Origin of the sequence: Qipengyuania sp. NPDC077410 (assembly GCF_044543405.1) — a bacterium.
GTDB classification, from domain to species: domain Bacteria; phylum Pseudomonadota; class Alphaproteobacteria; order Sphingomonadales; family Sphingomonadaceae; genus Qipengyuania; species Qipengyuania pacifica.
The window spans coordinates 43481-65240 of sequence record NZ_JBITWB010000003.1 but is presented as its reverse complement, the minus strand read 5'-3'; the positions used below and the strand labels follow the sequence as shown (position 1 = coordinate 65240).

Sequence of the window (21760 nt, the reverse complement as noted above, 5' to 3'; positions counted from 1 at the left end):
CTTCGAAGCGGGCAGCTTTGTTTGGCATGCACGGAAACGCTTAGTGCCTCCGAATTGCGTTCAAAAACCTACAGTTATGATGACCCTTAGCTCTGGTTTCCTGGTCCGATCGCCGTGTGCTCGGAAATGCCACGTTTCGTGGTCAGATAGGTTGCAAAGCTTCCCAGCCAGTGGCTGCCTTCGTAATTCTTTGCACTGATCGCGGCGATGCCAACCTCACGATGCCGATCGGCAGAAGCCTGGAGTGCGGCGCGCCGCAGGTCTTCTGGAGGCAGAGCCGACAGGATCCCTTCCATCGCCCAGGCGCGCGACAGGTTGACACCATCAAGATGGACGAGTTTGCCGTCGGTAGGATCACGCACAATGCCGGGTTCCAGCCAATCCGCCGAACCATCCGTGGGTATGTCTGGCAAAAATCCGCTGAGCCACTCGGCGAAGCGGTCGGATGGCATGACCCTGCGCATCAGATCTGCTTCCATCAAACAGGGAGAAAGAAAATCCTCGCCAGAAGGTTCATATCCGATCGGGCAATCGCGATCCCCTTCGTGGAATTCCAGCGATTTCGCGACCAGCAACTGCTCCAGTTCGGTATTGCCGACCTGACGGGCGTAATCGAGCATAAGGCCGAACGCGAACGCACTTTGATTGTGGGTCCCGACACGAATGGGATAAGCGAGATTGGGAAGCCAATTCATCATGTTGGCTACGATCGAATTTTCGAGTGGCCGAAGATTCTCCCGCCACCTCTTCATCTGAGGATCGTCGCTCTCGTCGAGCTCGGCCACCAATTGCAGAAACCACGCCACGCCATATGGCCGCTCGAACGACGCGCGATCGCCGTTGGTATAATACCTTAGCTCACCGGCGATGTTCTGTTCGGTCAAGCTGCGATCGAGCGCGGCAAGGATCGCTTCGCGCATGGGCGTGTCCGGGTCAGTGCGCGCTAATCTGGCGAGCAGCCAATGCCCATGCACCGAACTGTGCCAATCGAAACATCCGTAGAATGCCGGCGTGAGTTGGCTGGGTGGAAGCGCGTCGGCGTCGCTTTCCAGAACGTGCGATATCTTGTTGGGGTATTCGCGATGGACGCAATCAAGTGCAAGCAAGGCAAATCGATCAGTCTGGCTGTCTGCGCGAGGCGCTGGAAATTTCCTTGCCTCGGTCGCATCATCAGCCTCAGGTGAGCAAGCCACTAACAACAAACCCAATAGCGAACCAATTGCAATTCTACGCATACAACTGCGTATCCGCTTTCCTAGCCTTCGCCAAGCGTCCCAAAACCATTCAATCTGGATAAATGGTAGCGGAGGAGGGACTCGAACCCCCGACACGCGGATTATGATTCCGCTGCTCTAACCACCTGAGCTACTCCGCCCCGAAAGGCATGCCGGGGCATTTGCTCGCTCGGCAGGCGGCGCGTTTAGGGCGGTCCGGCCACCGGGTCAACCGCGCAAATGTGCTACATGTGCGATTTCCGGAATGGGCCTCACGCAAACAATTTATCTTCGGTCACAACGGGCCGGCAAGCCATCTGTTTACCAGCTAGAGACGGCCATGTCCGCGGAAGTCGAACCCTTTCACCTTCTCCCAGGGTCCCCCTCGATACCGGAAGAGGTCAACCCCCGTGAACTGGAAGGCTCGGGGCTCGATCGTGCCCGCCAAGGCTGCTTGCAGTGCCTTTGCTTCCTTGCCGCTGACTTTGTTCTGGATCGTCACATGCAAGCGTGGGCGATGCTGATCCTGTTGCGTCAACAGGCCATGAAAATGGTCGGCAATCAGTTCGCGTAGTAAAAGCATGTCCGCACTGATCAGTTTGACGGCCGTTCCCCGGCCCAATGACATTATGCCTTCGACATGGCCGTCGATGGGCGCAAACTCTGCTGCGAGGCGCCTGAGGTACGTGCACGCTTCCGCTTCGCACATGGCCGGCAAGGCGTGAAACAGCGTGACATGAGCTTCGAGATAATTGCGTTCTGCAGGAAAATGGGCCTTGCGCAGGGCCGTATATAGGGCGTGCAGATCACGCGGCAGCCGGGCCGTGACAATCAGAGGCGCTTCACCTTCGGTGCTCACATTTCCCCACGTTGACGGCGGATTTCGAACCACCTGGCTACATTGCGATTGTGCTCGTCCAGCGTCTGGGCGAATGCGTGCCCACCTGTGCCGTCAGCCACCATGTAACGCGCAGACGTCTTTGCCGGATTGAGCACGGCGGCAATGGACTCGCGGCCCGGATTTGTAATCGGCCCCTTCGGCAATCCCACCATCGAATACGTATTATAGTCGTTGATCGCGGCAATTTCGGATTGCTTGATCCGTCGGCCCAACGGTCGACCCTTCGTAATCGGGTAGATGATGGTGGGGTCAGCCTGCAGCAACATCCCATCCTTCACGCGATTGGAGTAGAGGCCGGCGACCATCCGTCGTTCTCTGGCGACGCCGGTTTCTTTCTCGACTATGGAGGCAAGTGTCACGGCTTCCTGAATGGTATCGACAGCGATATCGTCGGCGCGCTTGGGCCAGGCTTCGGCGAGATAGTTCTGCATTGCAGCTTGCATGCGTGCCAGCACGGCGCCGCGGGATTCGCCGCGTTCATAGTCGTACGTATCAGGAAGCACCGAGCCTTCGACCGGGACAGGGATCTCTCCGGTTAAATTTTCTTCTGCCATCAGCCGGTCGTGAACCATGACGGAAGGCAATCCTTCGGGAATGGTCACGAAGCGCCTTATTACCTCGCCATGCTGAAACGTATCGAGGATCTTCGAATTGCTGGCGCCTGCGGGCAAAAGAAATTCGCCGGCCATGATCGGATCGGACGATCCGAATATCTTAGCGCGCAGCAGGAAGCCGCGAGGGTCGGAGATCAGCCCTTCATCCGCCAACTTGTCAGCCACGGACGTCAGGCTGGCCCCAGACGGGACGATGAAATTCGTATCATCCTCGACCTGGGCACTGCCCCACCAGCCCGACAGGAACCAGATAGCGCCAATTGCCAGGACGAGCGCCAATACGCTGGTTAGAAGGCACCCGGCCTTCTTCACGTCAGTCTACCTTCTTGATGATTACCGACGCATTGGTGCCGCCGAAGCCGAAACTGTTGTTGAGAGCGGCATTCACTTCGCGTTGTTTCGCCTTCAAAGGCACAAGATCGACACCTTCCGTGCCCTCGTCGGGGTTATGCAAGTTAAGCGTCGGCGGGACGATCTGGTCGCGAATGGCGAGAATGCAGAAAATCGCCTCCACAGCGCCGGCACCGCCCAAGAGATGGCCGATGGCAGACTTGGTCGAACTCATGGATGCGCCGCCAAGATCATCGCCCAGAACACGCTTCACGGCGCCAAGTTCGATCGTATCGGCCATGGTCGATGTACCGTGCGCATTTACGTAATCGATGTCGCTCGGCTGCATACCGGCTTTCTTCAAGGCCATGCGCATGGCGAGCTCAGCGCCTTTGCCTTCAGGGTGAGGCGCGGTCACATGATAGGCATCGCCAGAAAGGCCGTAGCCGACGATTTCCGCGTAGATTTTCGCACCGCGAGCCTTGGCATGTTCATACTCTTCGAGCACGACGACGCCAGCCCCCTCGCCCATGACGAAACCATCGCGGTCCTTGTCGTACGGGCGGCTGGCTTCGGTCGGGCGATCGTTCATGCTCGTGTTCAGGGCCCGCGCTTGTGCGAAGCCGGCTACGCCGAGCGGATTGATGGTCGATTCTGCGCCACCTGCCAGCATCACATCAGCATCGTCGAGCGCAATCATCCGCGCGGCATCGCCGATGGAGTGCGCGCCGGTGGAGCAGGCCGTGACGACGGCATGATTGGGGCCCATGAGGCCGTATTTAATGGAAACCTGCCCGGAGATGAGGTTGATCAACCGCCCATGAACGAAATGCGGGCTGACCCGCCCAGGGCCGCGCTCGTGAAGAACAATCGATTCGCTTTCAATGCCCGGCAAACCGCCGATGCCCGAACCGATCGATACGCCCGCGCGCAGTTTGAGATCGTCATCCATGTCGACAAGACCGGCATCTTCCAGCGCTTGGCCAGCTGCATCGATCCCATATATGATGAACGGATCGACCTGGCGCTGAACCTTGTGATCCACCCGCTTGTCGGGATCGAAACCGTCTTCGTGGTCCTTGGGTTTCACTTCGCAGGCAATAGTGCATTTCTGCCCGGTCGTATCGAACCGGGTGATCTGCCCCGCCCCGCTTTTACCAGCGATAAGGTTTTTCCATGAAGTCTCCACATCACCACCCAGGGGGGTGACGAGGCCAAGTCCGGTTACGACCACACGACGCATGCTATTCTCCGCAAAAAGACAACAGGCCCGGCCCAGTTACCGGGTCGGGCCTGTCCGAACCCGCACTCGGCGGGCATGAAGGCAGCTGAAGGCTTAGCCCTTGTGCTCTTCGATGTACTTGGTCGCATCACCAACGGTGGTGATTTTTTCGGCAGCGTCATCGGGGATTTCGACACCGAATTCTTCTTCGAACGCCATGACCAACTCGACGATATCGAGGCTGTCCGCACCGAGATCATCGATGAAGCTGGCTTCCTGGGTGACCTTGTCGGCCTCGACGCCGAGATGCTCGACGACAATCTTCTGCACGCGGTCGGCAGTATCGCTCATTGTAATCCCTCTCAGATCTGGGGGTTATTGAATTGCCTGTCGCCCTAATGAACGCTGAAGGCTTAGGCAAGGGTCTAGGAATCGTTCTGACAGAGCGCGGACGGTAGCTCGGGGCCCGCTCACTCCCCTGCTTGATCGACCCGCGTCGCTTCCGCGCCCTGCGGCTTGGGTGCATCAACGGTGCGAATATGGACATCACGCAATTGGCGCGGCGAAACAAGGCTCGGTGCGCCCATCATAAGGTCCTGTGCCTTCTGGTTCAACGGGAAGGCAATGACTTCGCGGATGTTGGGTTCATCCGCAAGCAGCATGACAATACGGTCGATACCCGGGGCCGAACCGCCGTGCGGCGGTGCGCCGAGCTTGAACGCCTCGATCATGCCCGAGAAGTTTTCGTCGACATCGGCCTGCGTGTAACCGGCAATCTCAAAGGCCTTGTACATGATGTCGGGCCGGTGGTTACGGATCGCACCGCTGGACAGTTCGTATCCGTTGCAAACGATGTCGTACTGCCACGCCTTGATGTCCAGCGGGTCCTGGGTTTCGAGCGCCTCCATCTCACCTTGCGGCATCGAGAACGGGTTGTGGCTGAAATCGACCTTCTTGAGATCCTCGTCATATTCGAACATCGGGAAGTCGACGATCCAGCAGAACTTGAAGCAGCCTTCCTCGATCAGGCCCAGTTCCTCGGCCACGCGGGTGCGGGCAGCACCCGCGAGCTTGGCCGCGTCCTTTTCCTTGCCTGCAGCAAAGAACAGACCGTCGTTTTCGCCCAGGCCCAATTCTGCATAGAGTTTCTCCATGCCCTCGGTACCGTGGTTCTTGGCGATCGGACCGCCGAATTCGCCGCCCTTGCGGGTGACGTAGCCGAGACCGGAAAAGCCTTCGCGGCGGGCCCAGTCGTTCATCTCGTCGAAGAACTTGCGGCTCTTTTCATGCGTTCTCGGCGCTGGGATCACACGGACCTTGCCGCCGGTCCCGACGATTTTTTCGAACAGGCCGAAACCGCTGGTCGTGAAGTGTTCGGTCACGTCGCTGATGAGCAGTGGGTTACGCAGATCGGGCTTGTCGCTGCCATACTTCAGCATGGCGTCGGCATATGCGATGCGCGGAAATTCACCTGCAGGGGTCACAGTTTTGCCGTTCGCGAATTCTTCGAAAACGCCCGCCAGAACCGGTTCGATCGTCTGGAAGACATCTTCCTGCGTCACGAAGCTCATTTCGAAATCGAGCTGATAGAATTCGGGGCTGCGATCGGCGCGCAGATCTTCATCGCGGAAGCAAGGGGCGATCTGGAAGTAACGGTCGAAACCGGCAACCATGAGCAACTGCTTGAACATCTGCGGGGCCTGCGGAAGCGCATAGAAGCGGCCCGGGTGCAGACGGCTCGGCACGAGGTAATCCCGTGCGCCTTCCGGGCTCGACGCCCCCAGGATCGGGGTCTGGAATTCGCTGAACCCCTGGTCGATCATCCGGCGACGCAGCGAAGTGATTACGCGGTTACGCAGCATGATATTGGCGTGCACCCGCTCGCGGCGCAGATCCACGAACCGATATTTGAGGCGCGTTTCTTCCGGGTAATCCTCCGCCGAATTGACGATCAGCGGAAGATCGTCTGCGCGGCTCTGGACATTGACCGAGCGCGCGAAGACTTCGATCTCCCCCGTTGGCAGGTTCTTGTTCACCGCCACATCGGCCCGCGCTTTCACGACACCGTCGATCGTGACGACCGATTCCAGCTTGATCTTGTCAAGATCCGGCAGCGCGTCGCTATCCTCGTCGGCAACGATCTGCGTGATGCCGTAATGATCGCGGAGATCGATGAAGAGAACGCCGCCATGGTCGCGCTTGTTATGCACCCAGCCCGACAGACGAACGGTTTCGCCGACATCGTCTTTGTTCAGCGCGGCACAGTTGTGGGTACGATAGGCGTGCATCTAAAATCTTTCCATTTTCGGAGCTATAGCGCTAGGGGCGCGAAGGGCTGCGCTCCTCTAGCAGGAATCGCGCGCGCTAACAGGGCAAGCACGGCTTTTTGTCAAGGTTGCGCACGCCCTGTTGTCTTGGGCCGGTCCGGCCCGTGGGCGGCACTCCGCCCGAACCAGAAACGAGTACGATGAAAATACACGAACTGATTACGACGACAGAACCGCTGGCCGAACTGTGCGAGCGCCTGGCAAAACACGAATTCATCTGTGTCGACACCGAATTCATGCGCGAGAATACCTATTGGCCTGAACTCTGCCTGGTGCAGATCGGCAATGAGGAAGAAGCGGCCGCCATCGACCCGCTTGCCGACGGGATCGATCTGACACCGCTGTGGGACCTGCTCTGTGAAAATGAAGACATTCTGAAGGTCTTCCACGCAGGGGGGCAGGATGTGGAAATCGTCTACAATTTTACCGGCAAGACGCCGCAACCGATTTTCGATACGCAAATCGCGATGATGGCGATCAGCCAGTCCGAACAGATCGGCTACGCCAATCTCGTCGAGAGCTGGCTCGGGCTGACGATAGACAAGGGCGCCCGCTTTACCGACTGGAGCCGTCGCCCGCTGACCGATCGGCAGATCGAATATGCGATCGGCGATGTAACCCACCTCGCCACGATCTTCCCGCGTATCCTGAAGAAGCTCATCAAGACCGGGCGTGGTGCATGGCTCGATGCCGAAATGGAGCGGCTCGCAGATCCTGCGAATTATGCCAATGATGCCGATATCGCCTGGCACCGCATTCGATCGCCCGGCCGCAATGCACAGGTACTTGGGCGCCTGAAAGCGCTCGCCGCCTGGCGTGAGAGCGAAGCTCAGCACAAGAACATTCCGCGCGGCCGCATCATGCGTGATGAAACACTGGCCGATATCGCCAGCCACCCCCCCAAAAAACAGCCCGACCTTACGAAGGTTCGTGGCTTGTCTAACGCCTGGAAAGATAACGACATCGGCAAACGTCTGATGAAAGTGCTCGACAAGGCGGAACCGCTTTCGAAAGAGGAAATGCCCGAAAAGCCCAAGCGCGGCGCGCCGCTGGGCAAAGAAGGCGCTCTCGTTGCCGACCTTCTGAAGCTGCTATTGAAGATCCGCGCCCGCGAAATCGATGTTGCATCCCGGTTGCTGACCAAGGCGGATGAAATGGAAGCCCTTGCCGCGGGTGTTCGCGATCTTAAAATCCTCGATGGCTGGCGTTACGAGGTATTCGGCAAGGACGCGCTCGAACTCGTCGAGGGCCGGCTTGCCTTCGCGGTCAAGGATGGCCGCCTGCTCATGACGCACATCGATGACCTCCACGCCGGCATGGTCGAAACGCAAGCTGCAGAATAGGCCGGCCGAGTGTCCACCTATCTGCCGACGCTGAAGCAATTGCAGTATCTCGTCGCGTTGCACGAGCACGGCCATTTCGGCCGCGCTGCGGAGGCGAGCTTCGTTTCTCAGTCGACGCTCAGCGCCGGGATACGCGAGCTGGAATCGCTCCTTGGTGTAACACTGGTAGAACGAAGTCGCCGGGTCGTGCGCTTTACAGCGCTCGGCAATCAGGTGGTGGAGAAGGCTCACCGGATTCTGCGCGAAGCGGAGGAACTGGCGGATCTGGTACAGGCTGCGGGAAAGCCTCTCGCCGGCCAACTGCGGATGAGCGTAATTCCCACTATTGCGCCGTTCTTGCTGCCACGCTTTCTTCCGCGCCTGCGTCGCGAACGTCCCGATCTGCAATTACTACTGCGTGAGGAGACCAGTCAGGACGCCGTTGAATCGCTGCAGCACGGTCGCGTCGACTGTGTGCTCCTCGCCCTTCCCTTCGCCACGGGCGAGATCGAACAGGCCCATATTGCGGACGACGAGCTTTACGTCGCCTTTCCAAAAGGCGACCCGCGTGACCCACCCGATGTCATTCCTCCAAGCATGATCGATGAAGGACGTCTGCTACTGCTTGAAGACGGACACTGCCTCAAAGATCACGCCTTGGCCGCCTGCAACCGACCAGAACTGCGGGCTTCGGCTACCATGATCGGCACGAGCTTACATACACTTGTCCAGATGGTGGACAACGATCTGGGACTGACGATGCTGCCCAAGATGGCAATTGACGCCGGCATTCTAAATGGGACGGAAGTCGTCGCGCGCCCCCTCAAGTCGAAAAACGCCACGCGCGAGATCGCCCTCATCTGGCGCCGCAACTCGCCAAGACGGGACGATTTCGAACTTCTGGCACAGGAATTACGCGAGGGCTGACGCGGGCATATGCGCGCCGCTGAACTACTCGTGTGATTTTCCAATATCACCGGCAATTCGGGAACTTAGTCCGAAATGGAACCGAGCACTGCCACTTGCGGAATATACATGGCTGTCTAAACGTCTAGGCGGATATTTTCCGGGGGAATTAGAAGTGAAGCGACCTAAACGTCTGGTCCGACAGCTTAATCGATTGGCTGGTACGCGGGGCACACTCGATACCAATGCGCTCAACCGCATTCTACCAAAGCGGGCAAGACATTCCCGTCCTTTATCATGAGACGCTGACGAGATTACTGGAGATTCTCAAAAAAGAGATATTCAAATAGCGATGATTTGATCTGCCTGTTGGCAGGTCGGCAGCGATACAAAAAGGCAGCTTCGAGTGGCAGATCCGACTACCCTACCCGATACGAAAACGGCAGCGCTATTCCCCGGTGTGCCTTTGATCGAATCGCCGATCTTTGACAGCGAAGACCTTGCGGGCTTTTCCGACCAGGAAAAGACATTGGCTCGGCAGTTGAATACCGATGGCTTCGGAGTCATCGATTTTCCCGACCCTGATATCAACGCGCGGATCGACCGTATCAAAAGCAATCTGGGTCCCGGTTTCGGCATCCCACTTGACGATCTTGGAGCCGACAAGACCAAGGGCGAGCGACGGGTTCAGGATGCGTGGACAACTGACGAAGATGTGCATGCCATTGCATCAAATCCCGCCATTCTCGATTTGTTGTCCAAACTCTATGGCCGTCGTGCCTTTCCCTTTCAGACTTTGAATTTTCCGGTGGGAACACAGCAGGCGCCCCATGCGGATTCAGTGCACTTTTCCAGCCTTCCCGAAAGATTCATGTGCGGCGTGTGGCTGGCAATGGAAGACATTGCTGCCGAAGCGGGGCCACTATTCTATGTGCGCGGATCACATCGATGGCCGATTATCTCGAACGCCATGATTGGTCGACGCGGTTATGGCAGTGACCTGCACTCGGCACAGGCACCCTACGCCGACGCATGGCAAGCTCTGTGCGAGACACACGGCAAAAAGCAAGAACCGTTCCTGGCCCGCAAAGGGCAAGCGTTAATTTGGACCGCAAATCTGTTGCACGGTGGTAGCCGTCAAACCGATCCCACGCTCACGCGGTGGTCACAGGTCACCCATTATTTCTTCGACGATTGTATCTATTACACGCCTGCCTTCTCCGATGAAGCGCTCGGCCAGTTGGCGCTCCGAAATCTTGTCTCGGTCTCCGACCAGACACCAAAGCCGAATACATATCTCGGCGAGGTGTTAGCTAGCGCCAAATCCAATGAACCCGCTTCCCTCCGCTCCAGGGCAAAGCGCCTTTTGGGACGCCGCAACTAGACATTCAAAGGGCTCGTCGCGCCGAGCCAGACCTCGAGCATTAGTCTGGCGTCAACCCATCGGGCATTGCGCGTTCCGTATTGCGGCGGCGCGCCAGTTCGCGGGCGTACTCCTGCAGATCCGGTTTTTCGTCGAGCTCGTCGACAATCTCGAAGCCGAAAATGGTTTCGAGCACATCCTCCAGTGTTACCAAGCCTACGAAGGTGCCATATTCGTCGAGCACGGCCAGAATATGGTTGTGATCGGTGACCATGCGATGAAACAGCTTGTTCACCGGCACTTCGTCGAGGACACCGGGCAGAGACCTGATGATACCGTCGACATCGCATTGCGCTTCGCCCTTGGCGAGGCACACAAGCAGATCGCTTTTCAACACGAAGCCGCTCGGCTTGTCGCTGTCCCCATCGAGAACGGGAATGCGGCTGTAGGGCGAGGCGCTGACCTTTTCCGCCCATTTGCCAAGATCATCCGACTTGCTCAGACCGAACACAACCGTGCGCGGCGTCATGATATCCGAAGTCTTGACCGCGTTGAGCTGGATAAGATTTTTCATAAACCGTACTTCGACCTTATCGATTTGGCCGGAAGCTTGCCCCAGACTTGCGATAGCCAGCAGTTCATCACGGTGCTGCGGCGGATCCGCGGGCTTGCCGGACGTTATCAGTCGCGTGATCTGCCGTGACGCCCACACCAGCGGCGCGAGCGCGGTGATCAGCACGGGCAGCAGGGAAGCTGTGAACGGTGCCAGGCTGGTCGCATAACGCGCACCAATGGTTTTGGGGATAATCTCTGTCACCACCAGAACCGCCACGGTCAGGACACCGGCGAAAACAGCTTCGCGTCCCGCTCCGTAGAGCGCGGCATACTGCGCACCCGCCCCCGCTGCCCCCATAGTGTGCGCCACTGTGTTTAGCGTCAGGATCGCAGCAAGCGGGCGCTCGACGTCGTCTTTCAGCCCTTTCATTTTCGCGGCCCATTTCGCACCGCGCTCTTCCGCGGAGCGAACGCTGGACGGAGTTATCGTCAGCAGCGAAGACTCCAGTAATGAACAGAAGAACGACACGATCAGCGCGAGCGAAACGTAGAAAATCAGTAGGGCCATGAAAGCAGGCGTCTTGGCGCCGTCTCCGAAATTTGCAGTTCGTCTGTTACCTAGAGAGCCTGCGGAGTTACGCCAGCATTCTTGCGGCGCGATGGCAAAGAAATTTGCCCGCGGAGGTGACTGCGTCTGTCAGTTCCGTCCCCCGCTCCGGGAGCTTCAGTCCATGTGCTTCAGGCCAACCCGCAGATAGTCCCAACCCGTTATGACCGTCAGCACCGCTGCCCCCCATAGCGTCACCAGCCCGACGGTGTGCGGAATGTTCGCATCGACTGCGCCGATCATCATCGTCCAGCGTGGCAGCCCTTCCCCGAGTATCAGAGCTCCGAGCGAGACCATTTGGAACGTCGTCTTCCATTTCGCCAGTTTACTCACTGGAACGGATACCTGCAGAGGTCCCAGAAACTCGCGCAGGCCCGATACCGCAATCTCGCGCATGAGGATGATAAGTCCCGCGACGACATGCATGTCGCCAACGTAGGGCCCGTTCAGAACACCCTGCGCCGCCAGGACCAATATGACGGCAGCAACCATGATCTTGTCGGCAATCGGGTCGAGAAAGATACCCAGCTTCGATACCGTCCCGCTGGTCCGCGCGAGATAGCCATCGAAATAGTCGGTAATCCCCATGAGGCAGTACAGCGCGAAGGCAATCAGATAGCCCATCTCCCACCCCGGCCACCACAGGAACCAGGCAAGCAGCGGAATGGCCATGATTCGTGACAGGGTGAGGATGTTCGGCAGATTGAGCATTACCACTCCGCTCTAGCGGCAATCGGTGCATCGCAAAAGCCGCCGAATGGCCTTGTCCGCTGGCGCGATAGGACTACACAGCAGTGCAAGAATGGGTTTCTACCCGGGGGGTCATGTTTACAGCCACGCATTTGCTGCGCCGCCGGCGGTTTCTGCCGCTCTTCGTCACGCAGTTGTTCAACGCATTCAACGACAATCTCTACAAGACCACAATGGTCCTGTTCGTCGTCTATGCGGTGTATAACGACGAAACGACAGAATCCAGCTTCAGCAGTCTGGCTTCCGCCTTGTTCATCCTCCCGTTTTTCATTCTCTCCGCGCTCGCCGGACAACTGGCCGATATGCGCGACAAGGCAAAGATCATCCGCACGGTAAAGATGTGCGAGATCGGGCTCATGATGATCGGGGCCGCAGGCCTGTACATGGCATGGCGCGGGATAATGGTTCACACGGTGGCGATCCCGCTGCTGCTGCTCGCGCTATTCCTGACCGGCGTGCAGTCCACTTTCCTTGGCCCCATCAAATATGCAATCCTGCCGCAGCATCTGAAGAAGGACGAAGTACTAGCCGGGACCGGACTGGTCGAGGCTGGTACTTACATCGCCATCCTGATGGGTACGATCTTGGCAGGTCCCCTGGCGGTCGACTATACCGGGTGGGCCGCGATGGGGATCATCGTCATCTCGTGTATCGGTTACATGATCAGCCGCCAGATACCCCCCGCACCGCCTCTTGGCGAAATCGAAAAGCTCGACTGGCATGTCCTTCGCGCATCGGTGAAGCTGGTGCGGGACACGATGCACAATGCGGAAGTCTATTACGCGATCCTTGCCATAAGCTTCTTCTGGACGATCGGCGCCGTGCTGTTCATCCAGTTTCCGCCGCTGGCAAAGAACACGATCATGGCCAGTCCGGAAGTTGCCAGTCTCTTCCTCGTGGTATTTTCGATTGGCGTCGCAATAGGGTCAGTGGCGGTGAACGCGCTGCTCAAGGGCAAAGTATCGGCGCGCTATTCTCCAGCGTCGGTCATAGTGATGGGCCTGTTCGTGGTCGCCTTTTACGTTGTCGCCAAACTGTGGGAAGCTGACCAACCGGCGGACTTGCTGGACGTGAGCGAATTCATCGCGTGGCCGATGGCGTCTTTGCTTATGTTGTGCCTGCTCGGCATTTCAGTGGCAGGCGGCATGTTCGTAGTCCCGCTATACGCCTTTCTGACCACGCGTGTATCACCGGACAAGGCATCGCGGACCATCGCGGCGAACAATATCGTGAATTCGGGCGCTATGGTGGGCGGATCGCTTCTGGCCATGGCACTGAGCGCTGTCGGTGTCCCGATCACAGAACAGATTCTTTTGTGCGCCGCCATGTGCCTGTTCTCCGCGTGGCTCGCCAAGAGACTGATCGCGGCTGAGAACGAAGCGGCGGAAATCGCCGCCGGCGCAATTTAGATGATAAACGCGAGCACGGCTGCGACCGTCGCGAAATAGGTCGTTGCCACCCCGCGCACATCGTCTGCTGTCAGCCGCCAATCGATTGGCGTGTTCGCCGGAATATCGGCAAATGCGGCACGGCGTTGCGGGAGGCTGGCTCTGAACCAGTGCCGCGACCCTTCGCTCGTCAATACAAGTGCGCGTCTCATCATGCGGGATTAATGCTTTTTTAACCATTTGGTCTCCGGTCAGATAAGCGCTGTCCCCCGTTGAAACGGTTTGCCGGAAATTAACCATGTTTGGCGCGATTGCGCGCGCAACCTACGCGGGCTAACCGCAGTGGCATGAAAGCACCTAACACTCCGCAAGCCGCCCAGCTTCTTGTCGACTGCCTGATCGAACAGGGCTGCGACCGGGTCTTCACGGTTCCCGGCGAAAGCTTCCTGCAGGTTCTCGACGGGCTGGGCCAACAAAGCATCATCGACGTCGTAACGTGTCGGCAGGAAGGCGGGGTTTCTTTCATGGCCTGCGCCGACGGGGCGATGACGGGCCGCCCGGGTGTCGCCTTTGTAACCCGCGGTCCCGGCGCGACCAATGCCAGCATCGGCGTTCACGTGGCCATGCAGGATTCCCAGCCGATGATCCTGTTCGTTGGCGATGTGGACAGTGAGATGCGCGACCGCGAAGGGTTTCAGGAAGTCGATTTCGCGGCCTTCTTCGGCCCGATCGCCAAATGGGCCGCGCGGATCGATTCGGCGGATCGCATTCCGGAATATGTCGCGCGCGCCTATGCCATGGCGGTTTCGGGTCGGCCTGGCCCCGTCGTCCTTGCTCTTCCCGAAGACATGCTGGGCCGGGATTCGTCCGCAAAGCCGCGCCCGCGGGTGGAACGCGCGGCGCAGGCCCCCTGCCCCGATGCCATGCAGGCGATGATCGCGATGATCGCGGATGCCGCCTCGCCCATTGCAATCATCGGTGGAGCCGGATGGAATGCCAAGGCTCGCGAACATTTCCAGATTTTCGCAGAGCGTTTGGGCATTCCCGTTGCAACGGCTTTTCGTCGGCAGGATGCAATCTCAAGTTCAAGTAAGGTTTATGCCGGAAACCTCGGCTACGGTCCCAATCCGAAGCTTGTCGAACGCGTCAAGAACGCCGATCTGATACTCGCGATCGGTGCGCGGCTCGGGGAAGCGACGACGGATGGCTATACCGTACCCCCGCTGATCGATGGCGATCGCCAACTGGTTCATGTTCATCCGGATGCAAACGAGCTTAACAGCGTTTATCCGGCCGATCTGGCAATCTGCGCCTCGATGGACGAATTTGCCGAGAGCGCGGCACTCTGGGATGATGGTGAGGCTATCGATTTCGATGCCGGAATGCAGGCCCACGCCGAATGGGAGGAATGGGCTACGGCGCATCCCAACGGCCATACGCTGGATATGGGTCAGGCCGTGCAATTCATGCGCGACACCCTCCCCGCAGATACGATCATTTGTAACGGTGCTGGCAATTTCTCGGGCTGGTGGCACCGTTACTGGCGCTACGAGGGGTTCCCTACTCAGCTCGCTCCCACCTGCGGCGCCATGGGTTACGGCGTTCCAGCCGCAGTCGCTGCCGCCTTGCGGTTTCCTCAGCGAACGGTCGTCGCGGTGGCTGGTGATGGCGATTTTCTGATGAACGGGCAGGAGCTTGCGACCGCAGTACAGCATGATGCGAACATGATCGTGATCGTGGTGGACAATTCCGCGTACGGCACCATCCGGATGCATCAGGAGCGCGAATTCCCTGGCGAAGACCGGATCAGCGCCACGCGCTTGGTCAACCCGGATTTTGCGGCCTTGGCGGAAGCCTATGGCGGCTGGTCGGCCAAGGCAGCGACGACGGATGAATTCAAGGATGCACTTGCTGCGGCACATGGACGGAATGGTCTCCGCCTCATTCACTGCACCATCGACATCGAACAGCTTGCTGCCAGCGGAGCAAGCGTCAGCGCCCTTCGCAATCGATAACCGAAAAAAGAGAAGGCCACCGCCCCGGATGGGGAGGTGGCCTTCCTCGCTGTTATCTCAGCGTAGCGCTATCGTCAGACGTCGTCGCCCAAAGCACCTTTGACCTTACCCTTGACCTGCTGGGCTTCACCCTTGCGTTCCTGGGTCTTGCCATCGACAACCATACGCTCATTGTCGGTCGCTTTGCCAACGGCCTGCTTTACATTGCCGGCTGCTTCGTTTGCGCTACCTTTGATTTTGTCTGTAAGTTCACCCATGATACGTCTCCTTTTCGATCGCGCGGATAATCGCGCGGCTACAGGGACATAACGATCTGATAGCGAATTACGTTCCTCGCCCTCGCGACCAGGCGAACCGGGGTTGCGACGAAGATCAGATGCCAGCCATCGAGCAAATCATCGACCACTCGTCGGCCTTGATTTCCGCCACCGATAGGCGTGAATATTTCACGAGCTCGCAGTCGGCCAGTTTCGGCTCGGCCTTCACTTGCTTCAGGGTCACCGGGCATGGCAATTTCGTTTTGGGTTTCACCTTTACCGCAGCCCACTTTCCTTCTGGATCGGTCGGGTCGGTGATCCCGGCCACGCTCACTTCACATATGCCGACAATCTCCAGCCCTTCGCGCGAGTGGTAGAAGAACGCTTGATCCCCCACCTCCATTGCGGCGAGATTGTTCTTGGCCCGGTGGTTGCGCACCCCGTCCCATGTACCCTCGCCCTCGCTAACAAGATCGTCCCAGCTATATTTGAAGGGTTCGGATTTCATGAGCCAGTAGCGCATCGCGGGTCTTCTCCATTTTTTCGCCTTGGCGCCGCGGTTAGCGATCCATGCACAGTATTGCCACCCGCCTTCCCGTCGTGCCCGGCAATTAACCGGTTCTTAGGTGCAATGAGTATATTTGGGGAAACGTAACCGGACGCCAGGGGGTGGCATTGGTCGTTGAGACCTCATCTGAAATCGATCGTCGACCTGGCTCTGCCCGGCAGAACACTGGCGTCGGTGAACGCGATTTCGTCTCCCTCGGCATCGCTCTTGCCGCCGTTATCCTCTTCGTGGGCACGGCAGGCGTCGTTCTGCCCGCCCTGTTCAAGGCGTGGAATGGCGAAGCAGCATCTCCGGATGTGGCGCTCACGAACGCCCTGTTGCTCAATGTGGCGCTCATCCTTCTGGGGTGGCAGCGCTACAAATCGCTTTCTGCCGAACTCAAGGCACGCCGGAAATCCGAAGAAGAGGCACGAAGGCTCGCCGACATCGATCATCTCACCGGCTGCTTCAATCGCCGCAGCTTTACGACGCTGCTCGGCGATCGCCTGACGCATCTGGAAAGGCGCGAACATGCGCTTGCCGCAATCGCCCTCGACCTCGACAACTTCAAGCAGGTCAACGACCTGTACGGGCATCAGGCGGGCGACGAGGTTCTGCGCAATACGGCCGATCGGATCGATCGCCTGCTACCGGACGGGGCGATCCTCGCGCGGCTCGGTGGGGATGAGTTCGTATGCGTCGTGCCCTATCACCCTGAGGTCCCCGATCGGGTCGATCAGCTAACCGCCCGGATGGCCGAACAGGTTGCGCGCCCGGTGAAGTGTGAAACAGCAATGATCGATATCACCATATCGATCGGTATCGCATCCAGCCGGCAGCTGGACGATATGCGCAATGGGACCACTTCTGCTCAAAGCCTGATGCACAAGGCGGATATCGCCATGTACCACGCCAAGAAGCAGGGAAAGAACCGCTTCTACTGGTTCGAACCGTCGATGGAAAATGAACTCCGTTTCCGCAACGAACTGGAGGCCGGCATCCGCCGCGGCATCTTGAACGGCGAATTTCGTCCCTATTACGAACAGCAGATCGATCTCGAAACCGGCAGGATTGTCGGCTTCGAAATGCTCGCACGCTGGGAATCGCCCGAGATGGGCCTGGTTGGACCAGACATTTTCATTCCGATTGCCGAAGACATCGCGGTCATCGGCGAGATGAGCGAGAAGCTTATCGCGCAGGCTTTCCAGGATGCGCTCGCATGGGACGCAAGCCTGACCCTGTCGGTGAACATATCGCCCGTCCAGATGCGCGATCCCTGGTTTGCGCAGAAACTGCTCAAGCTACTTGTGCAGCATAACTTCCCCGCCAATCGCCTTGTCATCGAAATCACTGAAAGCTGCCTACTGGAAAATGTCGGCATGGTGCGTTCGATGATCACCTCTCTGCGCAATCAGGGCGTCCATATCAGTCTCGATGATTTCGGAACCGGCTATTCCAGTCTGGCCCAGCTACGCAGCCTCCCGTTCGACAATCTCAAGATCGACCGTGCCTTCATTGCCGAACTCAAGAACGAGGAAAACGGCGCCAAGCTGGTCGATGCCATCCTCGCCATGAGCGATGGGCTCAAACTTCCGGTGACGGCCGAAGGCATCGAGAACGAAATCATTCTCGAAACGCTGAAGCGGATGGGGAAAATGAAGGGCCAGGGGTACCACTATGGGCGACCCGAACCGGCTGCCGACGTTCTCCGCCGACTGGAGGAGCAGGATCTCCTCGCGAAGGATCTGCCAGCCAATGTGACGGAGATTGATTTCGGCAAGCGTCAGCCCGGTCGCGAAGGCGGCACTCGCGCCGTCTGACGCATGCACTGGACGCTGCGGCGCCAAATGCATAGATGCGCCGCACGATGCGCGTCGATTTCACCAAGATGCATGGACTGGGCAATGACTTTGTCGTGCTTGATGCGCGTGCGAAGGACTTGCCGCAAATCGATGGCAGCATCGCCCGGGCGCTCGCCGACCGTCGCACCGGGATCGGGTGCGATCAACTGATCCTTCTGCAGCCAAGCAGTGCTGCCGATTTCCGCATGCGGATCTTCAATCAGGATGGCAGCGAGGTTGAAGCCTGTGGCAACGCCAGCCGCGCCGTTGCGCTCCTCCATGGCGCGCCAGCAGATGTCGAAACGGCAGGTGGCACAATCCGCATCGAACCGGCGGCAGGCGGCGCCAGTGTCGATATGGGTGAACCCCGTTTCGAATGGGACGCGATCCCGCTTGCATATGGCATGGACACGGCTGCGATGCCGGTCGGCTGGGATGGCCTCGACCAGCCCGGCGCGGTCAATGTCGGCAACCCGCACGTAGTATTTTTCGTCGAGGACTTCGGTGCCGTGCCGCTCGATGTGCTGGGTCCGGAAATCGAGAACGATCCGCTCTTTCCCGAGCGTGTAAACGTCAATGTCGCGACCATTGAAAACCGCGACCACATCCGCCTGCGCGTCTGGGAACGCGGCGCCGGACTTACACAGGCTTGCGGTACTGGTGCCTGCGCAACCGCCGTCCACGCCATGCGCCGCGGGCTGGTCGAACGCGAGGTCACCGTGACCCTCCCCGGCGGCGATCTCACCATTGCCTGGGGCGAAGACAACCGCATCCGCATGACCGGTCCCGCCACGGAAGCTTATCGCGGAAGCTTCGAATGGGATGATTTCGCGTGAGCGAAGCGCAGGTCATTTCACTCGGATGCCGTCTCAACATTTCCGAAAGCGAGCAGATCCGCGCCATGCTGGCCGGGGAACGGGACCTGGTGGTCGTCAACAGCTGCGCAGTGACCAGCGAGGCGGTACGCCAGACACGGCAGGCGATCCGCCGCGCGCGTCGCGCCAATCCCGATGCCCGCCTGCTGGTTACCGGTTGCGCTGCCGATATCGAGCGTGATCAGCTTTCCGCCATGCCCGAGGTCGACGGGCTTGTTGCCAATACGGCCAAGCTTGATGCACGCGCCTGGAACGTCCCGGCCGATGCAGCCCCGGCCCCGCAGGATCGCACCCGCGCCTTTATCGCAGTACAGAACGGCTGCGACCATGCCTGCACCTTCTGCGTCATTCCGCAGGGACGCGGGCCCAGCCGCTCCCTGACGATCGCCGAGGTTCTGGCCGAGGTGGAACGGCATCTCGACCACGGCGCGCCCGAAATCGTGCTGACCGGCGTGGACGTCACGTCTTGGGGCCACGACCTGCCCGATACGCCGCCCCTCGGCCAACTCGTGCGCGCAGTGCTTGATCGCTTCCCGACCCTTCAGCGGCTACGCATGTCGTCGCTCGACGGGGTGGAAATCGATCCGCAGCTGTTCGAACTGTTCGCCCATGAACAGCGTCTCATGCCGCACCTTCACCTCTCGCTGCAGCACGGTCACGATCTCATCCTGAAGCGCATGAAGCGCCGGCACTTGCGCCGCGATGCGATGGACCTCGTCACGCGGCTCAAGGACCTCCGCCCAGATTGCGCCATCGGCGCGGATCTGATTGCCGGTTTCCCCACCGAAACCGAGGACCATCACGCGGCCAACCTGTCGATCGTCCGCGAACTTGGCATCGTGCATGGTCACATCTTTCCCTATTCGCCCCGCCCCGGCACGCCCGCCGCCCGCATGCCGCAGGTCGAGCGTCAAACGGTCAAGCGCCGCGCTGCCGAATTGCGTGCCTTGGCCAGCTCGACGCGCGACGCATGGCTTGGATCGCTCGTCGAAAATCCGCACGCCGTCCTCGCCGAACGCGACGGGACCGGCTACACGCCGCATTTCGCCCGGGTATCCCTACCCGAGGGCACACCCGCCGGCAGCGTGATCACCGTATCGCCGACACGTTTCGAGAATGGCCTTCTGCAATGAGTGACAAGCAAAGCTGGACCGACCGGCTGTTCGGGGGCTTCCGCAAGACTTCCGAGAAACTGACGAGCAACCTGACCGAGGTGGTGGGCACTGCGCGGCTGGACGATGCCACGCTGGACGATGTCGAGGATGCACTGATCCTCTCCGACCTCGGCCCGTCGGCAGCCGCGCGTATTCGCGAAAAGCTGCGCGAAAAGCGCTTCGGCCTCGAGATTACCGAGCGGGAGCTGAAGGAAGCCGTGGCAGAGGAAATCGCCGCTATCCTGCGTCCCGTTGCCATACCGCTCGAAATCACTGCCTTTCCCCGCCCCCAGGTACTCTTGGTTATCGGCGTGAACGGCAGCGGCAAGACGACGACCATCGCCAAGCTCGCGCACCTCTTCCAGGAAGACGATTACGCCGTGATGCTGGCGGCGGGCGATACCTTCCGCGCAGCCGCCATCGGTCAGCTGCAGACCTGGGCGGAGCGGGTCGGAGTGCCGCTCGTGCGCGGGCCAGAAGGCGGCGACCCGGCTTCGATCGTGTTCGATGCGGTAAAGAAGGCAACCGAGATCGGCACCGACGTGCTGATCGTCGATACGGCGGGCCGCCTTCAGAACAAGCGCGAACTGATGGACGAACTCGCCAAGATCAGGAAAGTCCTCGGCCGCCTCAATCCCGAAGCGCCGCATGACGTCGTGCTGGTGCTCGATGCCACCAATGGCCAGAACGCCCTGTCCCAGATCGACGTGTTCAAAGAGGTTGCAGGCGTCACCGGCCTCGTCATGACCAAGCTCGACGGCACGGCGCGCGGCGGTGTGCTGGTGCAGGCGGCCGAACAATACGGCCTGCCCATCCACGCGATCGGTGTCGGCGAAAAGATCGACGATCTGCGCCCCTTCGATCCCGATCTTGTGGCGCGCGTGATCGCGGGAGTGGCCTGATGAACGAACAAGCGAAACCCAAGCCCAAATCCGGCTGGCTCAACATCCTCGTCGATTACGGCCCGCTGCTGGTTTTCCTCGGCGTCTACAAGTTTTACCAGCCGCCCGAGACATCGACCTTCGGCGAGATCGCGGCAGTGATCTACGGCACGATCGCCTTCATGGTCGCAGCCGTCGTGGCGCTGGTCTTTAGCAAGCTGAAATTCGGTCATGTCAGCCCGATGCTGATCCTCTCGACAACACTGATCGTGGGTTTCGGCGGGCTGACCATCTGGCTGCAGGACGAGAAATTCATCCAGATCAAGCCAACGGCCATCTATCTCCTGTTTGGCGCCCTGCTGATCGGCGGTTGGCTCCGCGGCAAGGCACTGTTGCAGATCCTGCTGGAAGCGGCCTTCGAAGGTGTCGACCACCAGGGCTGGCTCAAGCTGTCGCGCAACTGGGGCTTCTTCTTCGTTTTCATGGCCGTCCTGAACGAGGTGCTGCGCATGCAGCTCACCTTCGAAAGCTGGCTGTGGGCGAAACTGTGGGTCTTCATGCCGCTCAGCTTCATCTTCACCTTCACCCAGATCCCGATGCTGCTGAAACACGGGCTGGCGCTGGAAGACAGGGACGAAGTCGTGAAGGACGAACCGCCAACCGCCTGAGGACGGAGGGGGACGATCCGTCT

At 59.3% G+C, this 21760-nt stretch carries 21 protein-coding genes and 1 tRNA gene; 10 read left to right on the top strand and 12 right to left on the bottom strand.

From position 1 onward, the window contains the following. Nucleotides 1-86: 86 nt before the first annotated feature. The 7 genes from ACIGGE_RS13935 to aspS all read right to left on the bottom strand — a co-directional run bounded on the left by ACIGGE_RS13935 (nt 87) and on the right by aspS (nt 6569). Nucleotides 87-1235 carry a DUF2891 domain-containing protein gene (locus ACIGGE_RS13935; protein ID WP_397490819.1) on the bottom strand — a complete coding sequence of 383 codons (1149 nt, stop codon included), beginning with the start codon at nt 1233-1235 and terminating at the stop codon, nt 87-89. A gap of 63 nt (nt 1236-1298) precedes the next feature. After that, a tRNA-Met gene (locus ACIGGE_RS13930) sits at nt 1299-1375 on the bottom strand. Nucleotides 1376-1542: 167 nt separating this feature from the next. Further along, nucleotides 1543-2073, bottom strand: coding sequence for a 2'-5' RNA ligase family protein (locus ACIGGE_RS13925; RefSeq protein WP_397490818.1), 531 nt, complete (start codon nt 2071-2073; stop codon nt 1543-1545). Continuing rightward, nucleotides 2070-3041, bottom strand: coding sequence for an endolytic transglycosylase MltG (gene mltG / locus ACIGGE_RS13920; RefSeq protein ID WP_397490817.1), 972 nt, complete (start codon nt 3039-3041; stop codon nt 2070-2072). The genes ACIGGE_RS13925 and mltG overlap by 4 nt, the downstream gene beginning before the upstream one ends. A gap of 1 nt (nt 3042) precedes the next feature. After that, nucleotides 3043-4302 carry a beta-ketoacyl-ACP synthase II gene (fabF, locus tag ACIGGE_RS13915; protein WP_103023531.1) on the bottom strand — a complete coding sequence of 420 codons (1260 nt, stop codon included), beginning with the start codon at nt 4300-4302 and terminating at the stop codon, nt 3043-3045. Nucleotides 4303-4395: 93 nt separating this feature from the next. Beyond that, nucleotides 4396-4632 (bottom strand): acyl carrier protein, encoded by a 237-nt coding sequence (locus ACIGGE_RS13910; RefSeq protein ID WP_006834437.1) that lies wholly within the window; start codon nt 4630-4632, stop codon nt 4396-4398. Nucleotides 4633-4751: 119 nt separating this feature from the next. Continuing rightward, a complete protein-coding gene (gene aspS / locus ACIGGE_RS13905) occupies nt 4752-6569 on the bottom strand; it encodes an aspartate--tRNA ligase (protein WP_397490816.1) in 1818 nt (605 codons plus the stop codon). A 179-nt stretch (nt 6570-6748) separates the two neighbouring features. Between aspS and rnd the strand changes: the two genes are divergently transcribed. The 3 genes from rnd to ACIGGE_RS13890 all read left to right on the top strand — a co-directional run bounded on the left by rnd (nt 6749) and on the right by ACIGGE_RS13890 (nt 10220). After that, complete coding sequence (gene rnd, locus ACIGGE_RS13900; RefSeq protein ID WP_397490815.1) at nt 6749-7951, top strand: ribonuclease D; 1203 nt, start codon at nt 6749-6751, stop codon at nt 7949-7951. Between the two features lie 9 nt (nt 7952-7960). Next, the gene (locus ACIGGE_RS13895) at nt 7961-8857 is read left to right on the top strand and encodes a hydrogen peroxide-inducible genes activator (protein WP_103023529.1); all 897 of its coding nucleotides are present in this window, start codon (nt 7961-7963) and stop codon (nt 8855-8857) included. A gap of 385 nt (nt 8858-9242) precedes the next feature. Beyond that, entirely contained in the window at nt 9243-10220 is a 978-nt protein-coding gene (locus tag ACIGGE_RS13890) for a phytanoyl-CoA dioxygenase family protein (RefSeq protein ID WP_397490814.1), read from the top strand. A 40-nt stretch (nt 10221-10260) separates the two neighbouring features. Here the strand turns inward: ACIGGE_RS13890 and ACIGGE_RS13885 are convergent, their stop codons facing one another. Next, on the bottom strand, nt 10261-11322 hold the full coding sequence (locus ACIGGE_RS13885) for a CNNM domain-containing protein (protein WP_397490813.1): 1062 nt from the start codon (nt 11320-11322) through the stop codon (nt 10261-10263). Between the two features lie 156 nt (nt 11323-11478). Beyond that, nucleotides 11479-12072 carry a CDP-diacylglycerol--glycerol-3-phosphate 3-phosphatidyltransferase gene (pgsA, locus tag ACIGGE_RS13880; RefSeq protein ID WP_103023527.1) on the bottom strand — a complete coding sequence of 198 codons (594 nt, stop codon included), beginning with the start codon at nt 12070-12072 and terminating at the stop codon, nt 11479-11481. Between the two features lie 113 nt (nt 12073-12185). Here pgsA and ACIGGE_RS13875 point away from each other — a divergent pair, with 113 nt between their 5' ends. Further along, nucleotides 12186-13520 carry an MFS transporter gene (locus tag ACIGGE_RS13875; protein ID WP_397490812.1) on the top strand — a complete coding sequence of 445 codons (1335 nt, stop codon included), beginning with the start codon at nt 12186-12188 and terminating at the stop codon, nt 13518-13520. Here the strand turns inward: ACIGGE_RS13875 and ACIGGE_RS13870 are convergent. Next, the gene (locus ACIGGE_RS13870) at nt 13517-13714 is read right to left on the bottom strand and encodes a hypothetical protein (protein WP_397490811.1); all 198 of its coding nucleotides are present in this window, start codon (nt 13712-13714) and stop codon (nt 13517-13519) included. The genes ACIGGE_RS13875 and ACIGGE_RS13870 overlap by 4 nt on opposite strands. 132 nt (nt 13715-13846) lie before the next feature. On the opposite strand from ACIGGE_RS13870, the gene ACIGGE_RS13865 reads away from it, so the two are divergent. Continuing rightward, nucleotides 13847-15514, top strand: coding sequence for a thiamine pyrophosphate-binding protein (locus ACIGGE_RS13865; RefSeq protein ID WP_397490810.1), 1668 nt, complete (start codon nt 13847-13849; stop codon nt 15512-15514). 74 nt (nt 15515-15588) lie between these two features. Here ACIGGE_RS13865 and ACIGGE_RS13860 read toward each other — a convergent pair whose 3' ends face one another. Together ACIGGE_RS13860 and ACIGGE_RS13855 are read right to left on the bottom strand one after the other, a co-directional pair. Next, complete coding sequence (locus ACIGGE_RS13860; protein WP_196845899.1) at nt 15589-15771, bottom strand: CsbD family protein; 183 nt, start codon at nt 15769-15771, stop codon at nt 15589-15591. Nucleotides 15772-15886: 115 nt separating this feature from the next. Then, nucleotides 15887-16294, bottom strand: coding sequence for an EVE domain-containing protein (locus ACIGGE_RS13855; protein ID WP_397490809.1), 408 nt, complete (start codon nt 16292-16294; stop codon nt 15887-15889). A gap of 152 nt (nt 16295-16446) precedes the next feature. Between ACIGGE_RS13855 and ACIGGE_RS13850 the strand changes: the two genes are divergently transcribed. The 5 genes from ACIGGE_RS13850 to ACIGGE_RS13830 are packed head-to-tail and all read left to right on the top strand — an operon-like array spanning nt 16447 to nt 21737. After that, complete coding sequence (locus ACIGGE_RS13850; protein WP_397490808.1) at nt 16447-18138, top strand: putative bifunctional diguanylate cyclase/phosphodiesterase; 1692 nt, start codon at nt 16447-16449, stop codon at nt 18136-18138. A 47-nt stretch (nt 18139-18185) separates the two neighbouring features. Then, complete coding sequence (dapF, locus tag ACIGGE_RS13845; protein WP_397491004.1) at nt 18186-18995, top strand: diaminopimelate epimerase; 810 nt, start codon at nt 18186-18188, stop codon at nt 18993-18995. Beyond that, on the top strand, nt 18992-20167 hold the full coding sequence (locus tag ACIGGE_RS13840) for a MiaB/RimO family radical SAM methylthiotransferase (RefSeq protein ID WP_397490807.1): 1176 nt from the start codon (nt 18992-18994) through the stop codon (nt 20165-20167). The genes dapF and ACIGGE_RS13840 overlap by 4 nt, the downstream gene beginning before the upstream one ends. Beyond that, the gene (gene ftsY, locus ACIGGE_RS13835) at nt 20164-21090 is read left to right on the top strand and encodes a signal recognition particle-docking protein FtsY (RefSeq protein WP_375246515.1); all 927 of its coding nucleotides are present in this window, start codon (nt 20164-20166) and stop codon (nt 21088-21090) included. Before ACIGGE_RS13840 ends, ftsY begins: the two co-directional genes overlap by 4 nt. Continuing rightward, nucleotides 21090-21737 carry an inner membrane-spanning protein YciB gene (locus ACIGGE_RS13830; protein ID WP_103023519.1) on the top strand — a complete coding sequence of 216 codons (648 nt, stop codon included), beginning with the start codon at nt 21090-21092 and terminating at the stop codon, nt 21735-21737. The genes ftsY and ACIGGE_RS13830 overlap by 1 nt, the downstream gene beginning before the upstream one ends. The last annotated feature ends 23 nt before the right edge of the window (nt 21738-21760 follow it).